The sequence below is a fragment of the Haemophilus sp. SZY H36 genome (genome assembly GCF_018829625.1).
GTDB lineage: Bacteria > Pseudomonadota > Gammaproteobacteria > Enterobacterales > Pasteurellaceae > Haemophilus > Haemophilus haemolyticus_K.
Window position 1 is genome coordinate 799393 of sequence record NZ_JAHKKA010000001.1, and the last position, 20138, is coordinate 819530.

The 20138-nt window shown below is 38.8% G+C and carries 19 protein-coding genes; 12 read left to right on the top strand and 7 right to left on the bottom strand.

Going from position 1 to position 20138, the window contains the following annotated elements; translation table 11 throughout:
• Position 1: 1 nt before the first annotated feature.
• The 4 genes from KP713_RS03605 to KP713_RS03620 all read left to right on the top strand — a co-directional run bounded on the left by KP713_RS03605 (position 2) and on the right by KP713_RS03620 (position 3071).
• The gene (locus tag KP713_RS03605) at positions 2-316 is read left to right on the top strand and encodes a cupin domain-containing protein (RefSeq protein ID WP_140527325.1); all 315 of its coding nucleotides are present in this window, start codon (positions 2-4) and stop codon (positions 314-316) included.
• Between the two features lie 10 nt (positions 317-326).
• On the top strand, positions 327-1631 hold the full coding sequence (locus KP713_RS03610; RefSeq protein ID WP_140527326.1) for an L-cysteine desulfidase family protein: 1305 nt from the start codon (positions 327-329) through the stop codon (positions 1629-1631).
• Between the two features lie 165 nt (positions 1632-1796).
• Entirely contained in the window at positions 1797-2840 is a 1044-nt protein-coding gene (locus tag KP713_RS03615) for a YeeE/YedE family protein (RefSeq protein ID WP_252346293.1), read from the top strand.
• Between the two features lie 9 nt (positions 2841-2849).
• A complete protein-coding gene (locus KP713_RS03620; protein ID WP_005631077.1) occupies positions 2850-3071 on the top strand; it encodes a sulfurtransferase TusA family protein in 222 nt (73 codons plus the stop codon).
• Positions 3072-3123: 52 nt separating this feature from the next.
• Here KP713_RS03620 and nanQ read toward each other — a convergent pair whose 3' ends face one another.
• Together nanQ and KP713_RS03630 are read right to left on the bottom strand one after the other, a co-directional pair.
• Positions 3124-3591 carry an N-acetylneuraminate anomerase gene (gene nanQ, locus KP713_RS03625; RefSeq protein ID WP_065264437.1) on the bottom strand — a complete coding sequence of 156 codons (468 nt, stop codon included), beginning with the start codon at positions 3589-3591 and terminating at the stop codon, positions 3124-3126.
• A 75-nt stretch (positions 3592-3666) separates the two neighbouring features.
• Entirely contained in the window at positions 3667-4509 is an 843-nt protein-coding gene (locus KP713_RS03630) for a glycosyltransferase family 8 protein (RefSeq protein ID WP_140527329.1), read from the bottom strand.
• A 273-nt stretch (positions 4510-4782) separates the two neighbouring features.
• On the opposite strand from KP713_RS03630, the gene pnp reads away from it, so the two are divergent.
• The 5 genes from pnp to KP713_RS03655 all read left to right on the top strand — a co-directional run bounded on the left by pnp (position 4783) and on the right by KP713_RS03655 (position 11676).
• Positions 4783-6912 carry a polyribonucleotide nucleotidyltransferase gene (pnp, locus tag KP713_RS03635; RefSeq protein ID WP_215769882.1) on the top strand — a complete coding sequence of 710 codons (2130 nt, stop codon included), beginning with the start codon at positions 4783-4785 and terminating at the stop codon, positions 6910-6912.
• 81 nt (positions 6913-6993) lie between these two features.
• The gene (nlpI, locus tag KP713_RS03640; protein ID WP_215769883.1) at positions 6994-7941 is read left to right on the top strand and encodes a lipoprotein NlpI; all 948 of its coding nucleotides are present in this window, start codon (positions 6994-6996) and stop codon (positions 7939-7941) included.
• 120 nt (positions 7942-8061) lie between these two features.
• The gene (locus KP713_RS03645; protein WP_215769884.1) at positions 8062-9900 is read left to right on the top strand and encodes a DEAD/DEAH box helicase; all 1839 of its coding nucleotides are present in this window, start codon (positions 8062-8064) and stop codon (positions 9898-9900) included.
• A 170-nt stretch (positions 9901-10070) separates the two neighbouring features.
• Positions 10071-11522 carry a membrane-bound lytic murein transglycosylase MltF gene (mltF, locus tag KP713_RS03650; RefSeq protein ID WP_215769885.1) on the top strand — a complete coding sequence of 484 codons (1452 nt, stop codon included), beginning with the start codon at positions 10071-10073 and terminating at the stop codon, positions 11520-11522.
• Between the two features lies 1 nt (position 11523).
• Positions 11524-11676: a hypothetical protein gene (locus KP713_RS03655; RefSeq protein WP_179855769.1), complete on the top strand. Its 153-nt coding sequence runs from the start codon at positions 11524-11526 to the stop codon at positions 11674-11676.
• Positions 11677-11721: 45 nt separating this feature from the next.
• Here KP713_RS03655 and KP713_RS03660 read toward each other — a convergent pair whose 3' ends face one another.
• The 3 genes from KP713_RS03660 to rho all read right to left on the bottom strand — a co-directional run bounded on the left by KP713_RS03660 (position 11722) and on the right by rho (position 15858).
• Positions 11722-13089, bottom strand: coding sequence for an L-serine ammonia-lyase (locus KP713_RS03660; protein WP_140580970.1), 1368 nt, complete (start codon positions 13087-13089; stop codon positions 11722-11724).
• Positions 13090-13124: 35 nt separating this feature from the next.
• Positions 13125-14363 (bottom strand): HAAAP family serine/threonine permease, encoded by a 1239-nt coding sequence (locus tag KP713_RS03665; RefSeq protein ID WP_215769886.1) that lies wholly within the window; start codon positions 14361-14363, stop codon positions 13125-13127.
• Between the two features lie 232 nt (positions 14364-14595).
• Positions 14596-15858 (bottom strand): transcription termination factor Rho, encoded by a 1263-nt coding sequence (rho, locus tag KP713_RS03670; RefSeq protein ID WP_048954295.1) that lies wholly within the window; start codon positions 15856-15858, stop codon positions 14596-14598.
• Between the two features lie 249 nt (positions 15859-16107).
• Here rho and metJ point away from each other — a divergent pair, with 249 nt between their 5' ends.
• On the top strand, positions 16108-16425 hold the full coding sequence (gene metJ / locus KP713_RS03675) for a met regulon transcriptional regulator MetJ (protein ID WP_005634287.1): 318 nt from the start codon (positions 16108-16110) through the stop codon (positions 16423-16425).
• Between the two features lie 13 nt (positions 16426-16438).
• Here metJ and cueR read toward each other — a convergent pair whose 3' ends face one another.
• Entirely contained in the window at positions 16439-16825 is a 387-nt protein-coding gene (gene cueR, locus KP713_RS03680; protein WP_215769887.1) for a Cu(I)-responsive transcriptional regulator, read from the bottom strand.
• Positions 16826-16901: 76 nt separating this feature from the next.
• On the opposite strand from cueR, the gene KP713_RS03685 reads away from it, so the two are divergent.
• A complete protein-coding gene (locus KP713_RS03685; RefSeq protein WP_005634291.1) occupies positions 16902-17108 on the top strand; it encodes a heavy-metal-associated domain-containing protein in 207 nt (68 codons plus the stop codon).
• Complete coding sequence (locus KP713_RS03690) at positions 17083-19254, top strand: heavy metal translocating P-type ATPase (RefSeq protein ID WP_215769888.1); 2172 nt, start codon at positions 17083-17085, stop codon at positions 19252-19254. Before KP713_RS03685 ends, KP713_RS03690 begins: the two co-directional genes overlap by 26 nt.
• A 3-nt stretch (positions 19255-19257) precedes the next feature.
• On the opposite strand, the gene KP713_RS03695 is transcribed toward KP713_RS03690, so the two are convergent.
• Positions 19258-19851 carry a uracil-DNA glycosylase family protein gene (locus KP713_RS03695; protein WP_140527338.1) on the bottom strand — a complete coding sequence of 198 codons (594 nt, stop codon included), beginning with the start codon at positions 19849-19851 and terminating at the stop codon, positions 19258-19260.
• Positions 19852-20138 lie beyond the last annotated feature (287 nt).

A 20138-nucleotide genomic window follows, 5' to 3' on the forward strand; every position in this document is an offset into this window, starting at 1 on the left:
CATGAATAAAGTTATTCAAAGTCACCACTTTACGGCAGAAGGCGCCTGGGGAGCCCTTGATATTACCAATATGAATGGTATTTCCGTGCGTCTTCACTGGACAGATAAACCTTACAAATGGCATATCAATGACGGTGAAGAAGTCTTTGCAGTGATGAATGGTACGGTCGAAATGCGCTACAAAGAAAATGGCCAAGAGAAAGCCGTATTGCTCCATACGGGTGATATTTTTTATGCGAGTATCGGTACCGAACATGTAGCTCATCCACAAGGCGAAGCGCGTATATTAGTCATAGAGAAAGAAGACAGTATTTAAAAAGAATTTTATGAATCAAGAAAGACTCAACGAAATCGAAAAACCATTAATTCAAATTGTAGAACGAGATGTTGTCCCCGCACTTGGATGTACAGAGCCAATTTCTCTAGCACTTGCATCTGCAACGGCGGCTAAATATTTAGGCAAAACACCAGAGCGTATTGAAGCCAAGGTGTCACCAAACTTAATGAAAAATGGATTGGGTGTTGCAGTACCGGGAACTGGCATGGTGGGCTTACCTATTGCCGCGGCGATTGGTGCTTTAGGCGGTGATCCTGAGGGTGAGTTGGAAGTATTAAAACACATCACACCAGAGCAAGTTTCCCAAGCCAAGGCGATGCTTGATAAAAAACTCGTTAATGTGGATATTCATAAAACCGAGCATATTTTATATTCGGAAGCTGTGTTGTTTGCGGATAATGACCGAGTGAAAGTAGCGATTCAAGATCAACACACCAATATCATTTTGATTGAAAAAAATGGCGAAGTTGTTTTTGAGAAAGAACAGGATGAATGCGCTGATTGCGACCCTTATGATATTTTCAAGCAGGTGAGCGCACGTGAAATTTTTGAATTTTCTTGTGAAGTTGAGCTCGATAAAATCCACTTTATCGGACAAGCTGCCACACTCAATCGAGCGCTATCTAACGAAGGATTACGGGAAAATTACGGCTTACACATTGGCAGAACGCTACGCAAACAAGTTGGTAGTGGCTTAATGTCAGATGATTTACTCAGCAAAATTATAATCGAAACTACCGCAGCCTCCGATGCCCGTATGGGGGGGGCGACATTGCCAGCAATGAGTAATTCAGGTTCTGGTAACCAAGGTATTGCCGCCACTATGCCTGTGGTTGTGGTCGCCGATTATTTAAACGTGAGTGAAGAAAAACGTCTCCGTGCACTATTCTTATCACACTTAATGGCCATTTATATCCACAGTAAATTACCCAAACTCTCTGCGCTTTGCGCAGTAACAACCGCATCAATGGGAAGCTGTGCAGGTATCGCTTATTTACTTACAGGTAAATTCGAAACAGTGAGCATGGGGATTTGCAGCATGATCGGCGATATCAGTGGCATTATCTGCGATGGCGCATCGAATAGCTGTGCAATGAAAGTGTCCACCAGCGTGGCTTCTGGCTATAAATCAGTTCTCATGGCAATGGATGAAACCCATGTGACGGGCAATGAAGGTATCGTTGAACATGATCTCGATCGTACTATCGACAATCTATGCTCAATTGCTTCGAAGAGTATGCACCACATCGATCGCCAAGTAATTGAAATTATGGTGAGTAAACCCTGCCCTTAACACTAAGATAACTTACGACAAAATGCGGTCAGAAAACACTCAAATTTTTGACTGCACTTTTTTTATATCAAAAAAACATATTTTCTAGCTAAAAGTTATTGGCGCTACCTTCTTATTTTTTTAGAAAATACCAACCTACTTAGTTCTAAAATAGAAGGAATATTTATGCTTTTAACCGGATTACTTTGCGGAATTTTACTCGGATTTGTGATGCAGCGTGGGCGCTTTTGTATTGCTGGCGCATTTCGCGATATGTATGTCACCAAAAATAACAAAATGTTTGTAGCCCTTTTATTGGCGATTACCGTGCAATCTATTGGTTTCTTTCTCTTAAAAGAAATCGGTATATTAAATGTGGATCCGGCTGAAAATTTTGCTTTTCTAGCCGTGATTATCGGTGCCTTTGTGTTTGGTATCGGCATTGTTCTTGCTGGCGGTTGTGCAACAGGCACATGGTACCGAGCTGCAGAAGGCTTAGTCGGCAGTTGGGTCGCGTTATTCACTTATATGTTATTAAGTGCCATCATGCGCACCGGCCCATTAGGAGAATTCAATAAAGCTTTACGCAGTATCAATATCGAACAACGCAACATTTACGATACATTCGGTATTTCACCTTGGTGGTTAGTCGCATTATTAACTTTAGTGACAGCCTTTTATGTATACAAACATCTCAGCAAACCAAGCGTAAAAGTCGCTGCATTAAAACCGAAGAAAACGGGGCTTGCTCACTTATTATTTGAAAAACGCTGGCACCCATTTTTCTCTGCTGTGTTAATCGGATTAATCGCACTTGCGGCTTGGCCACTCAGTGTTGCTACTGGTCGTGAATTTGGACTCGGGATCACTGGACCATCAGCCAATATCATGCAATTCCTCGTTACTGGAGACAATAAATTTATAAATTGGGGCGTATTCTTGGTCTTAGGGATTTTTATCGGGTCATTCATCGGCGCGAAAGCAAGCAATGAATTTCGTGTCCGTGTACCAGATGCCACCACAATTTTACGTAGCGGACTCGGCGGTATTCTCATGGGTATTAGCGCAACCCTTGCAGGTGGCTGTTCTATCGGTAATGGCTTAGTCGAAACTGCCTTTTTCTCTTGGCAAGGTTGGGTCTCATTGCCATTGATGATTCTCGGCACTTGGGTAGCCGCCTACTTCACCATTATCCGTCCACAACGTTTAAAATTATCAAAAGCATCATAAGGAGTTTATATGATCGTTAAATTACCAACACTTGGCCTTGTTTGCCCATTTCCTCTCGTTGAAGCTAAAGAAGCCATGGCTAAGTTAAATAAAGGCGATGGCCTAGAAATTGAATTCGACTGCACACAAGCCACCGAGGCCATTCCTGCTTGGGCTGCAGAAGAAGGTTATGAAGTAACAAACTTCGAACAAATTGATGATGCCAAATGGTCAATTACGGTGATTAAATAATAAAAAAGGGCGGTTAAAAACAAAAACATGTTTAACCGCCCTTTTTCAAAAATTAAATTAATTTAACAGGTACTTTTACGACTAATTTTTTTATTTTTTCTGTTTTTCCATTCACTACGCAGCAAGGTTTATGCGGTTCGTAAGGATAAAATACAGCGAACATTTTTGGTTTCATTGTGATGGTGAATTTATCATCAATACCTGCACAAAGTTGATAATCATCCGCTTCGTTATAAGATTCATATTTAGACAAATCAGGATAATTAGCGCCAACTTCTATATTTTCCGTTCCGCGGATTAACACCTGAACATCTAAGTATTCATGATGTAACTCTGCTTTTTTGCTGCTTGGTTCTGCCGTTTCCGGCTCCATTACGTTCATGTAAATTTGATCGTTAATATCATGGCGACCATTTTCTAACGCATTCAAATCTAACGTATTCAAATAATCACATACTTCAGCAATCACTTTTGGTAAACCAACTTTAAAATTCGGGCTGGTTAAACTGCTAATAATCATAGAATTTTCCTTATAGTGGATAAAAGTTATTCTATGATACCAAGTCGGTTAAATGAAATAAAGCTACTGATTACATCATCTTTCTTGATTAGTCCAGTTAGCTCTTACAGTACCGAGCGGAAGAGAGCAAATATCTTGCCAACTTATTGACGCATAAAGTCTAAACAATGAAATTACGGCATTAACACAAGCATTCTCAGAAAAAATATTATCAAGAGGCTTATGAGGGCCTGTAAAATGAAGAATAACAGGAGAAATATCAAGACTATTAATTGAAATCATATGATCTAATTGAAAATTATAACGCTTGTCTAATGGAATCCAACGATCTTTAAAATAGTAATTTAGTATATCTTGATCGCCATAAATTAAACGTTCTTTTAACTTTTCATGTAATTCAAATAATTCTTTAGAAAATGATGAAATACCTAAGCGATACTTCTCCATATTCAAATATAAAACTCCCGCATTAAAATAATCCCCATCTTGATAAGGATGGCCTATGCGAGTTACATAAGGATCTAAAACTGCGGCTAATGAGTGGCGAGAAAAATCTAAGCATTCAAAAGGAAGCATAATATTGCCATTAATCACGATATCACAATCAAGATAAATCCAATAAGGAATATCACTATAATGAAGTAAGCGATCAATATAAAATCTTAAATAAGTAGCAGAAGTAATATAATTATTTGCACTAAAAGAACTTAATTCTGATTTATCTATATGAACTAATTGTAATGTTGAATAGCGTTTAGCAAAATAAGGTTGAAGATCATTTTGCCACGACTCAGAAATATCGCCTGTATGTAAAATAAAAACAGAGAGATTTTCATGGTGCATTAATAAAGATTTCAGTGTAATTTCTACATAAGGAAGATAGTTGGCATCACTAGCCATAATTACATTATATTTCATAAGGGGAATCTAATTTGAGTGAGTCACAATCAACTTTTTTAGAGCAAAATAAAAGTGACGCAATCATAACAAGTTGACAATGTGAAATAAAGTTACCCACTAAGGCAAAACATCCTGTATAATGCTCAGGCTTTATTTTCTACATTAGCGTGCGGCTATCAAAAGCAATTTTAAGCACTCGAAAGTGCGATTATATTTACAAAAGATTTCTTTTGCTAGTCGCAATCTGGAAAATAAAGCATTGTTTTTAATATAAATTTTAAGGGAAACATTGTGAATCCAATTGTTAAACAATTTAAATACGGTCAACATACCGTTACTCTAGAAACCGGCGCGATTGCACGTCAAGCAACCGCTGCGGTCATAGCAAGCATGGACGATACCACGGTATTCGTGACTGTTGTGGCTAAAAAAGATGTGAAAGAAGGCCAAGACTTCTTCCCATTAACTGTAAACTACCAAGAGCGTACTTATGCGGCAGGTAAAATCCCTGGTGGTTTCTTCAAACGTGAAGGTCGTCCATCTGAAGGCGAAACTTTAATTGCACGTTTAATCGACCGTCCAATTCGTCCATTATTCCCAGAAGGTTTCTTCAACGAAATCCAAGTTGTGGCAACTGTAGTTTCTGTAAACCCACAAATCAGCCCAGACTTAGTGGCAATGATCGGTGCTTCTGCAGCATTAACCTTATCTGGTGTACCTTTCAACGGTCCGATCGGTGCTGCGCGCGTTGGTTTTATCGACAACCAATTCGTATTAAACCCAACTATGGCAGAACAAAAACAAAGCCGTTTGGACTTAGTGGTTGCAGGTACTGACAAAGCCGTATTAATGGTTGAATCTGAAGCTGACATTTTAACTGAAGAACAAATGTTAGCGGCAGTCGTATTCGGTCATCAACAACAACAAGTTGTAGTTGAAGCAATCAAAGAATTTGCAAAAGAAGCAGGTAAACCACGTTGGGATTGGGTTGCACCACAACCAAACACAGATTTAATCAATAAAGTAAAAGCAATTGCTGAAGCGCGTTTAGGCAATGCATACCGTATTACTGAAAAACAAGCACGTTACGAACAAATCTATGCAATTAAAACAGATGTGATTGCACAAATCACAGCAGAAGATGAAGAAATCAGCGAAGGTAAAATCGTGGATATTTTCACCGCACTTGAAAGCCAAATCGTTCGTGGCCGTATCATTGCGGGTGAACCGCGTATTGACGGACGTACCATTGATACCGTTCGTGCATTAGACATTTGTACTGGTGTATTACCACGTACTCACGGTTCTGCAATTTTCACCCGAGGTGAAACGCAAGCATTAGCTGTTGCAACGTTAGGTACTGAACGTGATGCACAAATCATTGATGAATTAACAGGTGAACGTCAAGATCACTTCTTATTCCACTACAACTTCCCTCCATATTCTGTAGGTGAAACCGGTATGATTGGCTCACCAAAACGTCGTGAGATCGGTCACGGTCGTTTAGCAAAACGTGGTGTAGCGGCTGTTATGCCAAGCCTTGCAGAATTCCCGTATGTCGTGCGTGTTGTATCTGAAATCACTGAATCTAACGGTTCTTCTTCTATGGCATCTGTATGTGGTGCGTCTTTGGCGTTAATGGATGCGGGTGTACCAATCAAAGCGGCTGTTGCAGGTATAGCAATGGGCTTAGTGAAAGAAAAAGAAAAATTTGTGGTGCTTTCAGATATCTTAGGTGATGAAGACCACTTAGGTGATATGGACTTTAAAGTAGCGGGTACACGTGAAGGTGTTACGGCACTTCAAATGGACATTAAAATTGAAGGTATCACCCCTGAAATTATGCAAATTGCATTAAACCAAGCGAAAAGTGCACGTATGCACATTCTTGGCGTAATGGAACAAGCTATCCCGGCTCCACGCGCGGATATCTCCGATTACGCACCGCGCATCTATACAATGAAAATTGATCCTAAGAAAATCAAAGATGTCATTGGTAAAGGTGGCGCAACAATTCGTTCATTAACTGAAGAAACTGGTACTTCTATCGATATCGACGATGATGGTACAGTGAAAATTGCCGCAGTAGACAGCAATGCAGCGAAAAACGTAATGGGACGTATTGAAGAAATCGTTGCAGAAGTTGAAGCTGGCGCAATTTACAAAGGTAAAGTGACTCGCCTTGCTGATTTTGGTGCATTCGTAGCAATCGTTGGAAATAAAGAAGGTTTAGTTCATATTTCTCAAATTGCTGAAGAGCGCGTAGAAAAAGTTAGCGATTACCTCCAAGTGGGCCAAGAAGTAAATGTAAAAGTTGTTGAAATCGATCGTCAAGGTCGTATTCGTTTAACAATGAAAGACTTGGCTCCAAAACAAGAAACTGAAATTAACCAAGAAGATTCTGTAGAAGAACAGGAATAATCTTGGAATATCGAATCAAAACTTGGTAGCAACTGCTGCCAAGTTTTGTTGTTTTCCAACTTTTAGGCATAAAGAAAGCAAATGCGGTGTTTTCGCTTATCTCGCAATTTTATAGTCTATTTATTTAGCTTATGTGCGATCTTACTCCTTGCAGGCTGTGTTCAGTCTAGGGGTGGTTTTGTGTCTAAAAATCATGTCGTGTTGGCTGAACAAAACCCGAATACTCACTTTGAACAAGAAGTGATGATCGTGCGATTAAGCCAAGTACTACTCGTTGGAAAAATGAGTAATGAAGAACGTGCATCACTACATTTTGAACGTGGCGTACTCTATGATTCCCTTGGATTATGGGGACTTGCTCGTTACGATTTTACTCAAGCCCTTGCATTACAGCCTAAAATGGCATCTGTGTACAATTACTTAGGGCTTTATTTATTGCTTGAAGAAGATTACGACGGCGCATTGGAAGCTTTCAATACTGTGTTTGAATTAGACTCAAGTTATGACTATACCCACCTTAATCGTGGTTTAAATTTTTATTATGTAGGGCGCTACCATCTTGCTCAGCAAGATTTCTTACAGTTCTACCAAGCCGATACAAAAGATCCCTATCGTGTCTTATGGCTATATTTGAACGAACAAAAATTAAAACCACAAGAAGCCCAAAAAAACCTTGTTGAACGAGCAAAAGGGCTATCAGAGGACTTCTGGGGTACACACATCGTTCAATATTACTTAGGACGCATCTCTGTAGAAGAATTACAACAACGTGCAAGTGAATTTGCTGAAAATTCACAACAATATGCTGAAATTCTCACAGAAACCTATTTTTATCTAGCAAAACAAAAACTCAATGTAGGGCTAGTAGATGAAGCAGCAGCTTTATTTAAACTAGCTATGGCAAATCAGGTTTATAACTTTGTTGAGTATCGTTTTGCCGCGTTTGAACTCATGAAATTAAAACCGGTTCAAACAGAAGACGAAGAAAAAGAAGAGAAAAGTGCGGTCACAAAAGCGATTGTTTTCTAGAAATCAATCAAAAACTCACCGCTCTTTGCAGTAGAACGAATAGAAAAACTCATTCGCTCTGCTCAACTTAATAAACCGAAGGCCTCTTTGAGCTTTCCTTATTTATATTCGAGTATTTTAATGACTGACAAAATTACTTTTAATGACTTAGGCTTACCTGAGTTCATCTTAAAAGCTGTTTCTGACTTAGGTTTTGAAACCCCTTCTCCAATTCAACAAGCTTGTATCCCACATTTGCTCAGTGGCAATGATGTGCTAGGTATGGCACAAACGGGTAGTGGTAAAACCGCTGCCTTTGCACTGCCTTTATTAGCGCAAATCGATCCAAGTGAAAAACATCCACAAATGTTAGTGATGGCGCCTACTCGAGAACTTGCTATTCAAGTTGCCGATGCGTGCGAACAATTTGTTAAATATGCTCATGGCACTCGCATTGTTACCTTATATGGTGGTCAACGTTATGACATCCAACTTCGTGCATTAAAACAAGGCGCACAAGTGGTTGTGGGTACACCAGGTCGTATTCTTGACCATATTCGCCGTGGAACATTAAATCTTTCTGAGCTTCGTTTTATCGTATTAGATGAAGCAGATGAAATGCTACGTATGGGTTTCATTGATGATGTAGAAACCGTCATGGCAGAATTACCAGAAAATCACCAAACTGCGTTATTCTCTGCAACAATGCCTGAACCGATCCGTCGTATTACGAAACGTTTTATGAATGATCCGAAAGAAGTGAAGATCAAGGTTAATAACGAAAATGCCCCAGATATCGACCAAAGTTGTTGGTATGTGCACGGCGTGCGTAAAAATGAAGCTCTTCTTCGTTTCTTAGAAGTGGAAGATTTTGATGCCGCAATTATTTTTGCTCGCACTAAAACTGGCACGTTAGACATTACAGAACTACTTGAGAAAAATGGTTTCCGTTCTGCCGCACTTAATGGTGATATGACACAACAACTCCGCGAACAAACCCTCGATCGCTTACGTAACGGCAGTTTAGATATTGTAGTAGCAACCGATGTGGCCGCACGCGGTATTGATATTGAACGCATCAGCCTTGTGGTGAACTACGACATTCCGCTTGATGCAGAATCTTATGTACACCGAATTGGCCGTACTGGTCGTGCAGGTCGTTCTGGTCGTGCTTTATTATTCGTTGAGCCTCGTGAGCGTCGTTTACTTCGTAATATTGAACACCTAATGAAAAAAGGTATCAATGAAGTAGAATTGCCAAATCATCTTGTGTTACAAGAATGCCGTCGCAAAAAATTCGTCGCAAAAATTACGAAACAACTCGAGCATCACGATTTAGAACAATATCGTAGTTTATTAGAAGACTTATTCACAGCTGATCAGGATCAAGAAGATATTGCTGCAGCAATGTTAATGTTGCTACAAGGCAAACAAAAATTAATTCTTCCACCTGATCCACCAATGGAAAAACGTCGTCGTGAACGTAATGAACGAGGTGATCGCCGTGAAAATCCACGTTCAGCTGAACGTCGTGGCGAACGTAAAGGCTACGGAAATCCACAACCAATGGATTTATATCGTATTGAAGTGGGTCGTGCAGATGGTGTAGAAGTTCGCCATATCGTTGGTGCAATTGCTAACGAAGGTGATATCAATAGCCGCTATATTGGTCATATCAAACTTTATGATGACTACACTACCGTTGAATTGCCACAAGGTATGCCGAAAGAATTATTGCAACAATTCGGTAAAACACGCGTATTGAATAAACAAATGCAAATGTCTTTCTTAGGTGCGGTGAAGTCTGATAGTTCCCGTGGTGGCGATGATTTTAACGGTAAACGTAAAGGCCGTGGTGGCGATTTCCGTGGAGAACGCGGACGTAATGAACGCAGTGGTGACAATCGTGGAAATCGTAAATTTAACGAAAAAAGTAACCGCTCTTTTAGCGATAAACCACGCCGTGATCGCCGAGGATAAGATCCTTACGATATAAAGAATAGTGCTGTTTCCTAATGTTTTTTGCATCATTTAAAATTTAGCACTATTCGGTGAACAAAGCTTAGCCCCTTGAACCTCAAGGGGTTTTTTATTGTCTATTGCTTAAATTCTAACTACAATCCCGCAAGCTTTTTATATAGGAAAAATCATTGAAAGGTCTCTTTTTACGTATTATTACTGCCTTGGCTTTATTGCTTTGGGCTATTGATATGGTATTCCCATGGCAATTTCTACGCCATGCTGAAGAAAACCACTATACAGCAATTCAAGAACGAGGCTCACTCATTGTGGGCACAATAAACAACCCTATTTCTTATTTTATAAATAAAGACGGTGAACGAGGCTTTGAATATGAATTGGCTAAAGCATTTGCTGATTCATTGAGTGTAGAACTCGAAATTAAAACTTTCGATAATCAAGAACAATTATTTAATGAGCTAGATAAGCATAATATTGATTTAGCTGCGGCTCACCTTTTATATCATCCTAATAATGCAGAACGTTTCCAAATTGGCCCAGCATATCATTCAGCTTCATGGCAATTAGCTTATCGAAAAAATGAACAACGTCCTAAAAATCTAGGCGATATCAAGAAAGAAATTTATATTGCTAACAATTCATCATTGGAAGAAAAACTAAAAGAATTACAAAAACAATATCCACAATTAACTTGGAAAAGAAATCAAGCGTTTACTCAAGAAGAACTATTGCTACAGCTGTCTGAAGGCAAAATTCCTTACGTTATTGCAAATTCGATTGATATTGCGGCGATCCAACAAATCAAACCAGAATTAGCCATTGCCTTTGATATTACTGATGAAGCAAGCATTCACTGGTATTTACCTAATAATGCCTACAACGATCTGCAAACGGCCTTACTCAATTTTATGAATAATGCACAGGAAACAGGGCTAGTGGATAATTTAAAAGAAAAATATTTAGGACATATTTTACAATTTGATTACGTGGATACGCGCTCTTATATGAACGCAATTGAAAATACCCTGCCACAATTCTCACCGCTCTTTGAAAAATACAAAGGTGAATTAGATTGGCGATTACTCGCAGCGGTCGCTTATCAAGAGTCTCATTGGAATCCTGATGCAACATCACCTACGGGCGTGCGTGGCATAATGATGTTAACTAAAGATACCGCGCAACATATGAAAATCAGCGATAGAACAGATCCTGAACAAAGCATTAAAGCGGGATCAGAATATTTACACTGGCTGATTAGTCAAATTCCAGAAACCATTGAAAAAGAAGAAAGAATTTGGTTTGCTTTAGCCGCCTATAACATGGGGCTGGGCCACTTAATTGATGCACGTCGTTTAACTAAAAACCTTGGAGGAAATCCAGATAATTGGCTCGATGTGAAAAAAAATCTGCCTTTATTAGCAGAAAAACGCTATTATTCCCAACTGAAATACGGCTATGCGCGAGGCTATGAAGCCCATCAATATGTAGAAAATATTCGCCGCTATATGAATAGCATTGTTAATTATCATCGAGTCCAAGAAAATCAAACAACGAATGATAATACCAACAACGAAAGTGCGGTTGGAAATTCAGAAGAAATAAAAGAAAAAAAGGATAAATAAAATGTTAAAACGCAAAGCTTTTCTTAAAAAGAAAACCAATTTACAACAAACCTCTTTATCTCGAAATTCACGTTTAAGACGTTTAAAACATCGAAAAAAGCAACAATTTGCGCGCCATTCACTTCAATTTGTAGTACAAGATATTTGTTGTTAACAAAATGAAAAGGATTGAGCATTGCTCAATCCTTTTTTACCTCTACTAAGAACACACAATCTTAACTGCAAGTCCGCCTTGAGATGTTTCACGATACTTGGCATTCATGTCTTTGCCTGTTTCATACATGGTTTCAATCACTTTATCCAAGGTTACTCTTGGATTAGTGGTACGGCGTAAAGCCATACGTGATGCATTGATTGCTTTAACTGAAGCAATCGCATTGCGTTCGATACAAGGTACTTGAACTTGACCGCCGACAGGATCGCAAGTTAATCCTAAGTTATGCTCCATTGCAATTTCAGCTGCGATGCATACTTGCAGTGGATTACCACCCAAAATTTCAGCTAGTCCAGCAGCAGCCATTGAACAGGCTACCCCCACCTCACCTTGACAACCCACTTCTGCGCCAGAAATCGAAGCATTCATTTTATAAAGTGAACCAATCATTCCTGCTGCTAATAAATAACGTTCAATGATTTCAGGTGTTAATGGCGAGATGAATTTCTCATAGTAAGCTAATACTGCTGGAATAATCCCGCATGCACCGTTGGTTGGCGCTGTGACTACGCGTCCACCTGCTGCATTTTCTTCATTGACAGCAAGCGCAAACATATTAACCCAGTCGATCACACGCATTGGATCGTTGGACAAATTAGTATTTGCTTGCAACATACGATAAAGGGATGCTGCACGACGTGGCACTCGTAATGGCCCAGGTAAAATTCCTTCAGTGTGAATACCGTGTTCGATACAAGCTTGCATCGTCTTCCAAACATTCTCTAAATGAGCACTGACAGCTTCTTTGCCATGCAAGGCGACTTCATTTTCCAACATCACAGTGGAAAGCATTAAGCCGTTATCACTGCAATGTTTCAAAATATCTTCTGCATTTTTGTAAGGATAAGGCACTTGGACTGTAGTTTTTTCTTCTTGGCCAAAATGGGCTTCATCAACAATAAAACCACCACCGATCGAATAATATGTTTGGCGATAAAGCTCTGTGCGATTCTCATCAAGAGCCGTAATTGTCATGCCATTTTCGTGCAATTTTAAAAAAGTGCGGTGGAAAATGAGATTATTTTCAAAATCAAATTTTACCGTTTTTTGACCAACATTAATTGGTAAAAGCGCAGTTTGTTTCACTTTCTCGATGAAACCTGAAATCATATCGATATCCACATTATGTGGTAAATAACCCGCTAACCCCATGATGATGGCGATATCCGTACTATGGCCTCTCCCTGTCATCGAAAGAGAACCATAAACATCCACATGAATTTCAGCGGTTTGTTCAAACTGATTTCGTTCAATTAAGTCGTCTATAAATTGTTTGCCGGCTTTCATCGGACCGACAGTGTGGGAACTGGATGGCCCAATTCCCACTTTAAACATATCAAATACGCTAATCATAAATTTCTCAAAATTCGCTAAACTTTAAAGGGCGTTTATAATAATCCATAAACAACCGCAGAGATAGCGATTAATCCCATAATCGTTACAAAAACATTGCTGAAACGTCCGCTGTAGCGTTTCATCGCTGGGATTTTGCGAATCGAGTACATTGGCATGATAAACAAAATCATCGCAATGATTGGACCACCAAGAGATTCGATTAAGCCTAAGATACTTGGATTAATAATCGCAACGCCCCATAAAGTTAATAAGAAAAAAAGTGCGGTCGCATAATTGAGTTTTTTACGATTTACAGATTCGCCTTTCATTTTCAAATATAAGCCTTCTAAGCCTTCACGTGCGCCCATATAGTGACCGAAGAATGAGCTAGTAATCGCTAAGAATGCAACAAGCGGGCCAAAATAAGAGATATATGGATTATCAAATTTATTCGCTAAGAAAGACAAAATACTGATATTTTGTGCTTTTGCTGCCACTAATTCTTCAGGTGTTAATGTCAATACGCAGCTAAATACGAAGAACATTACAAAGAATAACAAAATCGTTGAGGTGCCTTTTTCTGTATGGCCGATATGGCGTTCTGCACCATCGAAAGTTTTGTATTCACGGAATTGTGAGCAAGTGAAAGATGAAATTGCTGGTGAATGGTTAAATGAGAATACCAATACAGGAATAGTAAGCCACAATGTTGTGACGAAACCGCCTGCTGTTGGGAATTCATGTAACATCGCACCATTCCATTCTGGAATTAAGTAAATAGAAAGTGCGAATAAAATTAATACTAACGGGTAAACAAGCCATTCTGTGATTTTTAACATCACTTTTTCATTAAATAGCATAACGGAAATCAATATTGCAATCAATACAAAAGAGAGAATAGCTCGGTTTGGTGACGCAATGCCAAGTTGATTCACAATGAAAGAATCGACAGTGTTAGTAATACCGTTACCGTAAATTAAAAGAATAGGGAAAATAGCAAAGAAATAAAGTAGGGTGATAAGTTTACCCGCTGTTTTACCAAAGTGTTCTTCCACCACTTCAGTAATATCGCTGCCAGGATTTTTTGATGAAAGTACAAAATAGGCTAAGCCTCGGTGAGCAAAATAGGTCATCGGTCCAACGATAATTGCCATTAAAACTAACGGCCAAAATCCACCCATTCCTGCGTTAATCGGTAGGAATAAGACGCCAGCGCCAACCGCCGTACCGAAAAGGTTTAACATCCATGTTGCATCAAATTTGTTCCATTTGAGTTTTTCTGTTGGTTTCATAGCTTGCTCCAAAGCATAAATTACTTAAATTTGTCAATTTGCAGAGCAAAATATGCCCTAACAAAATTTGAGTATTATGTTATGCCGATAAATAAAGAATCTCAAAGAGCAAATTCTAAAATTGTGATCAAGTTAAAATTTTTTTATAAAAAGTGCGGTAAATTCGAACAATAAAAAATCGGCACTCCTATAAGAGTACCGACTATATAAAAGAGTTTTAGAATATTTCCTTCTATGAACGTTTCATTACTTCAAAAAATTCTTCATTGGTTTTTGCAACCATAAGTTTATCAATAAGGAATTCCATTGCTTCTACCTCTCCCATAGGATTAAGAATTTTACGTAGAATCCACATTTTTTGAAGCTCTTCAGGTGAAGTAAGTAAATCTTCCTTACGGGTACCTGAACGATTGAAATCAATTGCAGGGAATACACGTTTTTCTGCAATTTTACGAGAAAGGTGTAATTCCATATTACCTGTACCTTTAAATTCTTCGAAAATAACTTCATCCATTTTCGAACCGGTATCAACTAGCGCTGTCGCAATAATCGTTAAACTACCACCTTCTTCTACATTACGCGCAGCACCAAAGAAACGTTTTGGACGATGCAATGCATTCGCATCCACACCACCAGATAAAATTTTACCTGAAGCTGGAGTGACTGTATTGTAAGCACGTGCTAAACGCGTAATAGAGTCAAGCAGAATTACCACATCTTTTTTATGCTCTACTGAACGTTTTGCTTTTTCGATTACCATTTCTGCCACTTGAACGTGACGAGTTGCAGGCTCATCAAAAGTAGAAGCAATGACTTCTCCTTTTACTGAACGTTGCATTTCTGTCACTTCTTCTGGGCGTTCATCAATCAATAATACGATAAGCTCTACATCAGGATAATTATGTGTGATACTTTGCGCAATGTTTTGCAGCAACATGGTTTTACCTGCTTTTGGTGGAGCAACAATCAAACCACGTTGTCCCTTACCAATTGGTGATGCTAAATCCAAAATACGTGCGGTTAAATCTTCCGTTGATCCATTGCCTCGCTCCATTCTTAAACGAGAGTTAGCATGCAATGGGGTTAAGTTTTCAAATAAGATTTTGCTACGAGAAACTTCAGGTTTGTCATCATTAACTTGATCAACTTTTAAAAGTGCAAAATAGCGTTCGCCTTCTTTTGGCGGACGAATTTTGCCTTCGATTTTATCACCAGTTTGAAGGTTAAAACGACGAATTTGACTTGGGGAAACATAGATATCATCAGGGCCTGCTAGGTAGGAACTGTCAGCAGAACGAAGGAAACCAAAACCATCCGGTAAGATTTCTAACACGCCACCGCCGAAAATATCTTCACCGCTTTTGGCGTGCTGTTTTAAAATTGCAAAGACAATATCTTGTTTACGCAAACGAGCTAAATTCTCTAAGCCCATTTGTTCTTCGCCAAGTTTCACAAGATCAGAAACAGGCGTATTTTTAAGTTCAGTTAAATGCATAATGAATAAATATTGGAATTAATAAGAATTGATGATTCGAATGGTGAGTCAATGCTCTTTGAATGGCGCGTAAATTACCACTAAAACCCTGTACTGTCTAGCGTTTCTTTATATTTAATCTAAAAAATTACCGCACTTTTCTTTTCTCTTTTTTAACATAGAAGTTTAGCCGTCTAGATTGTTATTTATTTGATTTTTCATTAGAATACGGACAATTTGTAAGGTTATCAATAAGCACTAAGGTAAATTATGGCGGATTGGGACGGAAAATATATCAGCCCTTATGCAGAACATGGCAAAAAAAGCGAGCAAGTAAAAAAAATCACTGTGTCTATTCCAATCAAAGTATTGGAAATTTTGACAAATGAACGTACTCGCCGCCAATTAAAAAGTTTACGTCATGCAACCAACAGTGAATTACTTTGCGAAGCATTTTTGCATGCATTCACCGGTCAACCTTTGCCCACCGATGCAGATTTAATGAAAGAGCGTAATGATGAAATTCCCGAAGATGCCAAAGTGCTTATGCGTGAATTAGGTGTCGATCCAGAAAGTTGGGAATATTAACCGCACTTTTCATTTATCCTTTTAATCCATTCAAAATTGAACATTCAGGGCAATCATTGCCCTGACAATTATCATGCCAACGCTGCAATTCTTGTACCATTTTTTGTAACTGTTCTATTTGTTGATTCAACATCGCAATATGTTGAGCCGTTAGCGCTTTCACTTCGCGGCTGCTACGCTTAGGATTATCTTGTAGTGCTAATAATTGTGCGATTTGATGTAGCGAAAATCCCACATCGCGTGAGTGGCGAATAAAATGCAACCTTTCTAAATCACTTTCTCCATAATTTCTATATCCCGACAAACTGCGCACAGCGGGTTTAATTAAACCCATTTTTTCATAATCACGGATTTGTTTCGTAGATAAACCTACTAATTTTGCGGCTTCACTAATATTCATAAAAAATTCCTTGACCTTAACCTTACGTAAAAGTTTATAGTGTAGCCATCAATAAAACAACTAACAAGGAGTAAAAATGAAAACCATCACATTAAACATAGAAGGCATGCATTGCGGCGGTTGCGTAAAAAGCGTTACTCGAGTTTTAACTGAATTAGATGGCGTACAGTCTGCTGATGTTCAACTAGAAGGTAAAGCAAATATTACTTTTGATGAAAATCGAGTCAATGTTGCACAGTTGATTGAGGTAATTGAAGATGCCGGATTTGACGCCACAGAGTAAAAAAATTTCGATTCAGATTGGTGGGATGACCTGCCAATCTTGTGCCAATCGTATTGAAAAAGTTTTAAATAAAAAACCATTTGTGCAACAAGCTGGAGTGAATTTTGCCGCCGAAGAAGCACAAGTTGTATTTGACTCTACGCAAGCAAGCGAAACTGAAATTATAGAGATTATTCATAAAACGGGGTTCTCTGCTCATATCAAACAAGCCAATGAATTGCCACTAGAAGGAAAAAATACATCAATCCCTTGGCGATTAATCATACTTTGGATAATCAATATTCCATTTCTGATTAGTATGCTTGGCATGATGAGTGGATCACATCAGTTGATGTTACCCCCGATTTGGCAATTTGCGTTAGCGAGCATTGTGCAACTTTGGTTAGCCATTCCATTTTATCGCGGAGCAATCGGTAGTATTCGCGGTGGACTTGCCAATATGGATGTACTTGTCAGTACAGGAACACTCACCATTTATCTTTATTCTGCTTTCATGTTGTTTTACCACGCCAATCATGCAATGGGGCATGTGTACTTTGAAGCTTCCGTTATGGTGATTGGTTTTGTCAGCCTTGGAAAATTTCTTGAAGATCGCACTAAAAAGCACAGCCTAAATAGCTTAAGTATGCTCTTGCAACTGACACCGAAAAAAGTCACTGCTCTACGTAATGACAAATGGACTGAAATTGCTCTTGACCAAGTCAATATTGGCGAGATCATTCGTGCAAATCAAGGCGAGCGTATTGCTGCAGATGGCATAATTGAAAGTGGAAATGGATGGTGTGATGAAAGTCATTTAACGGGCGAATCTCGTCCAGAAGAAAAACAGAAAGGTGGAAAAGTATTAGCGGGGGCGATGGTAACAGAAGGTTCTATTATCTATCGAGCAAATCAGCTTGGTAGCCAAACTTTACTTGGCGATATGATGAATGCATTATCAGATGCGCAAGGCTCAAAAGCGCCAATTGCACGATTTGCTGACAAAGTTGCGTCAGTGTTTGTACCTGCTGTATTACTGATTTCACTTGTTACTTTCGCACTCACCTACGTTCTGACTAATGATAGAGTGTCTTCACTTATTCACGCAGTATCCGTGCTTGTAATTGCTTGCCCTTGTGCCTTGGGATTAGCCACACCAGCATCCATAATGGTTGGTTTAGGTAAAGCGGTTAATGCTGGCGTATGGTTTAAAGATGCAGCAGCAATGGAGGGAACTGCCCATGTGGATACCGTTGTACTTGATAAAACTGGCACACTAACAAAGGGAGAGCTTGAAATTTCAGCACTATGGCAACCACAAAGTGCGGTGTATTCTGAAGACGATTTGTATCGTTTTGCCGCAGCCGTTGAGCAACAAGCTAACCATCCAATTGCAAAAGCTATTGTGCAAGCAGCAGAACAAAAAATGTTAGAAATTCCCACCGCACTTTTCGCAAAGATGGAAGTTGGTAAAGGAATTCAAGCCGAATTAGAACAAGTGGGAACAATAAAAGTTGGTAAACCAGATTATTGCGGTTTAATCTTGCCTAAAAATTTAGAGGATATCTGGCAAATTGCGAGCATTGTCGCGGTATCTATAAATGATGAACCTATTGGTGCATTTGCGCTGACGGACACCTTAAAAAACGATAGCTTGCACGCCATTCAACGCTTACAACAGCAAAATATTAATGTAGTAATTATGAGTGGCGATCAACAATCTGTCGTTGATTACATAGCAAAACAGCTCGGCATTAAAAAAGCCTTTGGTGGACTCAGCCCTAGAGATAAGGCGGAACACATTCAAAAGCTAAAAGCTCTAGGTCATGTTGTAGCAATGGTCGGGGATGGAATAAATGATGCGCCTGCTTTAGCCGCTGCAAACGTCAGTTTCGCGATGAAATCAGGTTCAGATATTGCAGAACAAACGGCTTCTGCAACACTTATGCAACATTCGGTGAATCAACTTGTAGATGCGCTTTTTATTGCAAAAGCAACCTTGAAAAATATCAAACAAAATCTATTTTTTGCTTTGATTTACAATATTCTCGGAATACCCCTTGCTGCTTTCGGTTTTCTAAATCCAGTCATTGCAGGTGCTGCGATGGCGATGAGTTCAATTTCCGTATTGATGAACGCCTTAAGATTGAAAAAAGTAAAAATATGACAACTACCCTTTTGATTCATTGATGATACGCTTCACTAATTTTTGCAAATCGGGAATGACCTTTTCGCCAAACCAAGGATTTCTTTCTATCCAAAATTGATTTCTAGGTGAAGGATGAACTAAAGGAATAAAGTGCGGTAAAAATTTTTGATAATTTTTAACTGTTTCAGTTACGTTATTTTTATTATCCGAAAGGTAAAATTTCTGTGCATATTGACCAATCAAAAGGGTTAACTGAATATTCGGTAAATTTTCTAGAATCTGGGGATGCCATTTTTCTGCAAACCCAGACCTTGGAGGTAAGTCTCCAGATTTTCCTTTTCCAGGATAATAGAAATCCATAGGAAGAACCGCAAACATCCCTGAATTATAAAAATAATCGTAATCCACACCTAGCCAATCACGCAGACGATCACCGCTTTTATCATTCCAATATAAACGAGTTTGCTCAGCCTTTAATCCAGGTGCTTGACCAACAATATTAATCCTAGCTGTTTTAGGGGCCGAAAATAAAGGAAAAATTCCACGTTCTGTAAACTCTTTATTTTGGGGATCAGCGATAATACTTGAAGTTATTTCGTCTAAATTTTTAAGCATAATGGATGAGATTAGAAATGAGTATATAAAGTCTATTTGAAAAATATAAGAAATCAAAATTCTAAATGATATAAATAGGTATATTTATTAAAACTATATTGTAGGCAATACAAAAGTAAAAACTCGTTATTGAAATAAGATTTCTATCTTCTACTTTAATTCTTTTCATGAAATAATGAGTAAATTATAAAAAACAAAAACCCCAGTCCTTCAACTGGGGTTCTTATCTTTTATTCTACTCTGCTTTATTTATGTATTTGGTAACCTGGCGGTGCCCTACTCTCACA